The sequence below is a fragment of the Pelosinus baikalensis genome, from assembly GCF_020819555.1.
Classification (GTDB): Bacteria; Bacillota; Negativicutes; order DSM-13327; family DSM-13327; genus Pelosinus; species Pelosinus baikalensis.
On sequence record NZ_JAJHJB010000078.1, the window covers coordinates 1 to 8,958 of the forward strand.

An 8,958-nucleotide genomic window follows, 5' to 3' on the forward strand; every position below is an offset into this window, starting at 1 on the left:
AAGGCACAATGCCGCTAACGCGGCACACAAAGGAGTGCACGAAAAAATAAATAAACCCCCTTTGTGTCCTTTGCGTCTTTGTGGTTCCATTCGCTTTAGGTTTTTTAAAGGACGCGTAGCGATTTTCTAAAAATTTTTGCTGGAGGTCGTGGATAAGAGTATAATGTGTAAGGATGAGGTGGTGATAAGGATGTTGAGAATCATAGCGGTAGCCGTTGGAGGAAGTATTGGGGCGACAGCTCGTTATTTAGTCTCCGTATGGGCTGCCGAGCGGTTTGGAGCTGATTTTCCCTATGGAACACTCATTGTAAATGTGGTAGGGTGTTTTATTATTGGCATATTTATGACACTGACGACAGAACGTTTTATTGTAAATCCCTATTGGCGGCTACTGATTACCGTTGGTTTTGTTGGTGGTTTAACTACGTTTTCATCTTTTAGTTACGAAACCTTTCGTGTACTGGAGGACTCTAATATGATAATGGCGTTGTATAACATTGGACTTAATCTTCTGCTTGGATTTGCAGCTACATGGATCGGTATTGGAGTTGCAAGACTTATTTGATGCGATATCTTATATAGTTACAGCTGTGCTAACAGCTGTGGTTTGAGTAATTGGGATGAGCGGGGGAAGATTTGCAATGAAATCTTTGGCAATTTGGGCAATATCCTGAGGAAGTCCTATATCTGGAAAATTGTTTATCGTATAAGATTGCAATGCCTTTAACGTCTCTGGGGTGATAACAAGTACAGGTGCTGTAGCGACAGTTGGAACCGCAGATGTGGAAGTAAGAGGAGCAGTGGGAGCTGTAGGAATGATTTCATTGGAAACAACTACATTCATAGCATTACCTGGGTTCATAAGGACGGGAAGATTTGAGAAAATGAAAAACTCTAAGGTATCTTGAAAATCAGATTTTAAAACCAAGATAACACTTCCCTTACATTTTAAGCATTCTAGTACTTCATCTGCTAAAACTATAGATATTTTAGCGAGGATTTTTTTGACCTGCAAGGCGGAGGAGCCGCGCAGATCGGGAATCTGTAAGGCGGCGACAACGAAGCAGGACGGAAAAAGACTGCTAAAGTGGCAGCGTTTTTAATGCAGATAAGGTACTAGGCTGTTTATAGTATGAAAGAACGAAGAATATGGTACATAGCGGACCTCCTTAATTGGGAGGTTCTATTATTTTTTTAGCGAAGCGAAAGGGATTTGAAGAAAAATGTCGAAAAATAGAGGAAAATACCATATATGGGCAAACCAATCTAAAGGTGGGGACGCAAAGCCATGGGTCTAAGGATGTTACATCTATGATTGCCAGGTTACATCGTTTGTTGATTATGATGTAACTTGGCAATCTTTTATATTAAGACACTTAATTCAGTATTTTATTCATTGGAATGTTAGGTGAGAGGAGAGGGCGTATATATGAAATTAAAAATGAAATTTTTAATCATGGTGGCGATTACGAGTCTGGTATTATTAGTAGCTACGACGATGGGGTATTTTTATGCGAAAAGTCAGGTAGAGGAAAATATTAAGAATGAAATGTTCTCGGTTGCCAATACCTATTCAACTCAATTAGACGGCTGGCTATTGGCGAAGGCGCAAACCGCAGTGACAACAAGTGAGAATATTCGAGTTGTGTTAGGTGATAGGGAAATCCCGGTTTCTTTTGTACAAAACTACAAATCAGATTCTAGTTTACTGGATCTATATGCCGGATTAGAAGATGGTAAAATGATTGATGGTTCAGGAGCTGTTTTGCCTGAAGGATATGATCCCCGTAAGCGTGGATGGTATCAGACAACAAAAGATAAAAACAAACTAGTCTTTACGGATGCATATGTTGATGCATTTACCAAAAAATATATTGTGTCCGCAGGCATACCATTAAAAAGTGAGGCAGGAAATTTTCGCGGTGTTGTTGGTATTGATATATCTTTAGATTTGCTGAGTGAAAAGATTAAAGAAGTCAATGTAAATGGGAAAGGGTATGGCACGATTATTGATCAAAAGGGGATTATTTTAGCACATCCGGATGCTGCACAAGTTTCAAAGAACGTACATGAAGATCCTGTATTGCAAAAATTTGCAAAAGAAATGTTGGCCCAGGATAAAGGCATGCAAACCTATGAGGCAAACGGAGCAGAAAAGTTAATGATTTATACCAAGATTCCTGCTACTGGCTGGACAATGGGTATCACCGTTGACGTAAAAGATGTGTATGGTCAGGTCACGGCTTTAGGATATCAATTTGGACTAACTGCTTTGCTTGGCATCTTATTGTCAGCTGCTGCTTCTTGGAGATTGTCTAGTGGAATCACCAAGAATGTTGCAATCTTATCTCAATCTGCACAACGTCTAGCCAGAGGAGATATTTCGGAACAAAACATTACGATTCAGACAAATGATGAGATTGGTCAACTTGCTGCAGATTTTTCTACTATGGCAGAAAATCTGCGTAATCTAATTAAGGCGATTGCTCAAACGGCAGAACATGTAGCTGCTTCATCAGAAGAACTTACAGCCAGTGCAGAACAATCTGCCCATGTATCTACTCAAGTGGCCACCTCGATTATGGAGGTAGCACAGGGGGCGGAGCAGCAGCTGCAAGCAATCAATGGAACTTCTGCGGCTGTAGACGATATGTCGGCTAATATACAGTGTGTTGTCACAAATGCTGCAACCGTTAATGTGACTTCTAAAGAGGCCGCAGCGGCTGCAGGCCAGGGAAGTAAGGCTGTTTTCAATGCTGTAAATCAAATGAATATTATTGAAAAGACAATTTTAGGATCTGCAGGAGTAGTAGCGAAATTAGGTGAACGATCAAAAGAAATTGGACAAATTGTAGACACCATTTCAGGAATTGCAGGGCAAACCAACTTATTGGCCTTAAATGCGGCTATTGAGGCGGCACGTGCTGGTGAACAAGGACGCGGATTTGCTGTTGTAGCGGAAGAAGTAAGAAAATTAGCAGAACAATCCCAGCAGGCGGCTAAACAAATTGCGGATATGATTAATGAAATTCAAGCAGATACAGAAGAAGCTGTAGTAACAATGAAGGATGGTACAAGAGAAGTTGAGATTGGCAATGAAGTGGTAAGCACTGCAGGCGCAGCTTTTAAACAGATCGAATTGCTTATTGGTCAGGTAGCCAGCCAAGTATATCAGATAACGGATTCCATCGGGCAAATGAAGACTGGCAGTCAAAGAATTGTTACTGCCGTACAAGATATTGAAAGTATTATGAAAAATACTTCTGGCGAAACACAAAGCATCTCAGCAGCGACAGAAGAACAGTCAGCATCCATGCAGGAAATCGCTTCTTCCAGTCATGCATTAGCTGACATGGCAGCAGAATTGCAACAAGAAATTAGGAAGTTTTCCATATAAGATCAATTTTATAAAAAAACTGGAGCAAAGAGGGATATTCAGAGTCTATGAGAATCTGAATATCCCATTTTTTATAGTAAAGAATCGATACGTTTTAGAAGATGAAAGTAGCATTAATTCGCAATGAAAAAAACAGTAGTTTTTTCTGGTAAGCATAGAAAGTATAAGTTTTTAGGTGTGGAAAAGGTGAGATATTATGAACCACAAAGGCACAATGCCGCTAACGCGGCACACAAAGGAGTGTACGAAAAAATAAATAAAAACCCTTTGTGTCCTTTGCGTTTTATTTTACATGTTTTATAGGACGCGCAGCGTTTTTTCTTATAGAACAATGTATTATCGAATATATACTGTATACAATCGATAATATTATTTACTGTATTGGCCGGGGAGCGTATAATAAAAGAAAAGATTTTCGAAAATCGAAATTGATTTTGATACATGTTATAATAATGCTATGAAAAATAATAATTATAAAACCAATACAATTTCACATCGTAGTATACCCACCGCTATTACAGAAGCTCTTCGTGAAAGGATTTTAAATGGTGATCTGCAGGGTGGAATGCAATTAAAACAAGAAGAATTAGCGCTGCAGTTCAATGTAAGCATGAGTGCCCTGCGAGAAGCACTAAAAAATTTGGAAGCGGAGGATTTAGTAAAATTCTATCCTAACAGAGGGGCCATTGTGAGTGAATTGAGCGCAGAGGAAGCAAGAGAAATATTTGATATTCGTCAATTTCTTGAAATCGGTGCATTAGAGTTATCGGTTCCTCAGTTAACTACAATCGACTTGGAAGAAGCAGCGATAGTTTTAAAGCAGCTAGAGAATGAGATGAATAGCAGTCGATGGGGCGAGTTAAATAAACGATTTCATGAAATTTTATATCGGCAGGCAAGACGACCCCGCTTACTGAAACTGATTCAAGTCATGCATAACAACGTTGAGCGCTATATGCGCTTGTATCTTGTATCAATGAATTATCAGCTTACATCTCAAAAACAGCATTGGGATTTACTTAATGCTTGTAAGAACAAGGATGCTAAATTAGCTAAGAAAATTCTAAAGAAGCATATGGCTGATGCCAGTGAGCGTTTGTCGGAGTTTCTATCCTAACTATTTTTTGACAGGAGGTAGTAAGATGTCCAGTTACAGAATTGAAAAGTTTAAACAATCCTATATTCATTCTAAACCTTCGATCAGCATTCATCGGGCGGTTGCTTTTACTCAATCCCACAGGGAAACAGAAGGTCAATCTGTAATTATTCGAAGAGCAAAAGCATTTAATGCCGTATGCAGCAGTATTCCAATCACTATTTTTGATAATGAACTCATTATAGGATCAATTGGCGAATTCCAAAGATCAGGCATTGTCTGTCCTGAATATTCCTGGAAATGGGTTGAACAGGAAATGGACTCTTTTAGTACTCGGAGCCAAGATCAATATCAGATTAACGAAGAAGACAAAGAGATACTTCGAAGCGAGGTCTTTCCTTACTGGCAGGGCAAATCACTGGAAGAAACATTCTTATTACGAATTAATGACGAAACAGCCAAGCTTTTAATTGATACAGGTGTTATCGATAATGACTCTAAGTGGAGGAGCGCAGTTGGTGAAATCACTGCGGACTATCAAGATATTATTTTCAAAAAAGGTTTTGAGGAACTAAAGAGGCATGCAGTAAGCCGTATACAAGAGTTAGAGCCTATCACAAAAGAGGCACTGGAAAAAATTGATTTTTACAAGGCAGCTGTCTTAGTTTGTGACGGTATTATTGCTCTTGCTCACCGCTATTCCGATAAAGCATTGGAATTGGCAGAAGAGGAGAGGGATTCCAAACGGAAAAATGAACTTTTGGAAGTTGCACGGATCTGTAGAAAAGTTCCGCAATATCCCCCTGAGACCTTTCATGAGGCAATTCAGATGGTTTGGTTTACTCAGCTAGGTTCTATACTGTCAGAGAATTCATTAGCTCTCAATTTGGGAAGATTTGATCAATATATGTATCCTTTTTTTGCTCATGACGTAAAAGCAGGGATTATTAATGAAGCGCAGGCACAAGAATTAATCGAATCTCTTTGGTTGAAACTTTCTGAATGGGTCTGGGCAATTTCAAGCAATACGGCTCAATTTTTTGCAGGTTACAATTCGTTTCAAAATTTAACCATTGGCGGAAGAACGAGAGATGGAAAAGATGCAACCAACGAACTTTCGTATATGTGCTTAAAAGCTACGGAGAATGTGAAAACGCATCAGCCTGGACTTAGTGTGCGCATTCATCCGGACAGTCCTGATGAATTTCTGCTGGCGGTATGTGATCTTATTAGTGTTGGAACTGGATTCCCGGCAGTTCACAATGATCGGGTTGGTTCCCAGATGCTCTTGGCTGCAGGATTATCACCGGAGGATGCACGGGATTGGAGTAATTGCGGCTGCGTAGTACCTCATTTTAGAAAAGTTGGCGAATGGACCTCAGCAGTCAATCTAAATTTAGCTGCTGCTATTGAATATGCCCTAAACAGCGGAAAAAGCCAGATCACCGGCAACGTGATGGGACTTGTGGAAAAAGAAATTACTGGGTTTAAGAGTTATGATGAGGTTAAAGAGGCTTTTTTGCGACAGCTTTCTCATTTGATTAAGCATTCTGTCATCGGAACGGTAACCGCTCAGCAGATACATGGGGAAATGGTGCCTCGTCCTTACCTTTCGATGCTCGTAGATGGTTGTATGGATAAAGGTGTTGATTTGAGTAAAGGGGGAGCCAAATATAATGTTGGTCCTGTCATTACTGGAATCGGAGTGGCTGATGTTGCTAATTCTCTGATGGTTATCAAAAAGTTGATTTTTGAAGAAAAGAAATATACCTTAGAAGAGTTGGGCAAAGCGCTAGCTGTCAACTGGAAGGGATATGAAGAAATGAGAAAAGACGCACTGGCTTGTCCTAAGTATGGTAATGATGAAGATGAAGTTGACAGTATTGCTGTAGAAATTACTGATTTTTATAATAAAGAAATTAAATCCTATAAGGATTATTTTGGATCGCCATTTAATTCTGCATTTATGGGGATTTCCAACTACATTCCTGCGGGAAGTATTATTGGTGCAACCCCTGACGGCAGGAAATCCATGACTCCTTTGACGGAAGGGGTATCGCCTCATGCTGGTACGGATCTTACCAGTCCAACGGCTGCGATGCGGTCTGCTGCTAAAATCAATCATGATGTACATTCCGGAGGTACTCTGCTGAATGTTAAGTTTTCGCCAGATCTGTTAAAGACGCAGAGGAACAAAAAGAACCTTGCTTCGATCATTCGCGCCTATTTTTCTCTTGGTGCATTTCATGTTCAATTTAACGTTATTTCCACGGAAATATTACGAAAAGCGCAAGAGCAGCCAAATGATTATAAAGACTTGCTGGTGAGGGTGGCAGGTTATAGTACACAATTTGTTAACCTTTCTAGGGAAGCGCAAGATGCAATTATCGAAAGAACAACCTATGAAAGTCTGTAGTGTGATCCTATGAAGGAGAGTAATCGGATTGCTGGCAATGTATTTCAAATTCAGCGATGGTCAGTTCATGATGGTGATGGGATTCGAAGTACAGTTTTTCTAAAAGGATGTCCTTTACGATGCAAATGGTGTGCTAACCCTGAATCCTGGAATCCCAATCCTGAAATCTTATACTTTCGTGATCGATGTATAGGCTGTGCACAATGTTCTTTGGCTTGTAATCATCAGGCAATTCCAATGGATGGGGGCATTCCTCTTTCTTTTGCCCGAGAGAAATGCTGCTGTTGTGGTGATTGCTGTGAAGTCTGCCCCAATGGTGCAAAAAAGAAGATCGGATCATTAATGACAGTAGAGGAAGTCATCAAGATCCTTAAGCGAGACAGCATTTTCTATCGGGAATCGAAAGGGGGAGTTACCTTTTCTGGAGGAGAGCCATTTGTTCAAAGTGAGTTTTTGAGAGAACTGATTCTAGCGTGTAAAAGGCTTGCAATTGATACTGCGGTTGAAACCAGCGGATATTTTGAGTGGGAAGATGCAGAAGATATTGTTAAAGAATTAGATACTGTATTTATAGACATTAAACATATGGATGAACAGGTTCATAAAAGGCTGACTGGCGTTAGTAATCGGAAAATCCTTGAGAATGTTATTAGAATCTCTCAGAATCATCATGAGGTCATCGTTCGTGTACCTTTAATCAGCGGTGTGAATGATGATCGAAATAATATTGAACAAATGTGCCAATTTCTTCAAGAAAATACCAGGATTCTTGGTGTGGAACTTCTTCCTTATCATCCACTTGGGCATAGTAAGATGAATGCCTTAGACCGTGAGGGATGGGAAATCTTCAGCACTCCTGATGCAGAAAAAATGGAACAGGTAAAAAAAATCATAGCAGAATACAATATTCAGAATATCGATTTTAAATGACTTTATTGTGCAGCTCATTTTACGAATCGTATGTAAAAGTGCCTTCAGTTCAACACTGTAGGCACTTTTCTTATAGTATCTATTTGAATGTATAAGTTTTATAGGTAGAAAAGATTTTATGAACCACAAAGGGCACAATGCCGCTGCCGCGGCCACACAAAGGAGTGCACAAAAAAATAGAAATAAAACCCTTTGTGTCCTTTGCGTCTTTGTGGTTCCTTTTTAGCCCCCTAGAAGATTTGAACAATATGCCTTAACTCTGGTATATTAAAATAAACACTGTAGGGGGAAATAAAAATGAATCGAAAGAGACATAGTTTAGAATTTAAAATGAAAATTGCCAAAGAAGTTGAGGAAACCCAAAATGGTAGGTTAGTTGCTAGAAAGCATAATCTTAGCCCGTCAATGGTTGCCCGTTGGTACCGTGAATACAAAACCGGCATGCGTGATTGTCAGCGTAAGAAATTAACCGATACCTCGCCAGCCAACACAAATAGCGGATTAGATAGTGTTAAGCAAGAAAATGACCAATTACGAAAAATAGTAGCGGAAAAAACATTAGAAAATGAGATTTTGCGTGATTTAGTAAAAAAGCAAACCCCACACTTGATGAAAAATTTGAAGTAGCAAGAAAATGGATTGGAAAAGGTTGTAGCATTGTTTTCGTATTGCGTGTAATTGGTCTGTCGAGGACCACGTACTACTATAAAGTAAGATCAAAAAAGAACGCAGCAGAGATACAAACTAAAACAAAACGAGGGTGTACCCCTTCTGTCAATTCTATCACCGAAGATGGAAGAAAAATTAGTAATGAGCAAGTCAAAGAATGGATTTGTGAATTAATAGAGGATGAAGAAGGGATTTGCTATGGGTACGTAAAGATAACCCATACATTACGCCGTAAGTATCAACTGATCATCAATAAGAAAAAGGTCTATCGGTTGTGTAAAGAGTTAAATGTGTTGCGTCCCCAAAGGAAAATAAAAGCGAAATATCCTCGACGAATTGCAAGAAATCGGAAGGTAGAAGGTTCCAATCAAGTGTGGGAAACGGATATAAAATATGGCTATATTGTAGGTGAAGATCGATTTTTCTATGTGCTGATCATCCTAGATGTGT

At 39.5% G+C, this 8,958-nt stretch carries 8 protein-coding genes and 1 riboswitch; of the genes, 7 read left to right on the forward strand and 1 reads right to left on the reverse strand.

The window, feature by feature from the left end; all coding sequences use genetic code 11:
• Positions 1-190 precede the first annotated feature (190 nt).
• Positions 191-565 (forward strand): fluoride efflux transporter CrcB, encoded by a 375-nt coding sequence (crcB, locus tag LMF89_RS24470; protein ID WP_229537437.1) that lies wholly within the window; start codon positions 191-193, stop codon positions 563-565.
• A gap of 9 nt (positions 566-574) precedes the next feature.
• Here the strand turns inward: crcB and LMF89_RS24475 are convergent, their stop codons facing one another.
• Positions 575-928, reverse strand: coding sequence for a hypothetical protein (locus LMF89_RS24475; RefSeq protein ID WP_229537438.1), 354 nt, complete (start codon positions 926-928; stop codon positions 575-577).
• A gap of 317 nt (positions 929-1,245) precedes the next feature.
• Positions 1,246-1,331, forward strand: a riboswitch (cyclic di-GMP riboswitch).
• Between the two features lie 98 nt (positions 1,332-1,429).
• Here LMF89_RS24475 and LMF89_RS24480 point away from each other — a divergent pair.
• The 6 genes from LMF89_RS24480 to LMF89_RS24505 form a co-directional block, all read left to right on the forward strand.
• Complete coding sequence (locus LMF89_RS24480) at positions 1,430-3,397, forward strand: methyl-accepting chemotaxis protein (protein ID WP_229537439.1); 1,968 nt, start codon at positions 1,430-1,432, stop codon at positions 3,395-3,397.
• A gap of 457 nt (positions 3,398-3,854) precedes the next feature.
• On the forward strand, positions 3,855-4,514 hold the full coding sequence (locus LMF89_RS24485; protein WP_229537440.1) for a GntR family transcriptional regulator: 660 nt from the start codon (positions 3,855-3,857) through the stop codon (positions 4,512-4,514).
• A 25-nt stretch (positions 4,515-4,539) separates the two neighbouring features.
• Positions 4,540-6,909: a glycyl radical protein gene (locus tag LMF89_RS24490; RefSeq protein ID WP_229537441.1), complete on the forward strand. Its 2,370-nt coding sequence runs from the start codon at positions 4,540-4,542 to the stop codon at positions 6,907-6,909.
• A 9-nt stretch (positions 6,910-6,918) separates the two neighbouring features.
• A complete protein-coding gene (locus LMF89_RS24495; protein ID WP_229537442.1) occupies positions 6,919-7,839 on the forward strand; it encodes a glycyl-radical enzyme activating protein in 921 nt (306 codons plus the stop codon).
• 297 nt (positions 7,840-8,136) lie between these two features.
• Positions 8,137-8,466: a transposase gene (locus LMF89_RS24500; protein WP_229537443.1), complete on the forward strand. Its 330-nt coding sequence runs from the start codon at positions 8,137-8,139 to the stop codon at positions 8,464-8,466.
• A 41-nt stretch (positions 8,467-8,507) separates the two neighbouring features.
• Positions 8,508-8,958, forward strand: a 451-nt coding sequence (locus LMF89_RS24505) for an IS3 family transposase (protein ID WP_229537444.1), incomplete at its 3' end; no start/stop codon positions are given.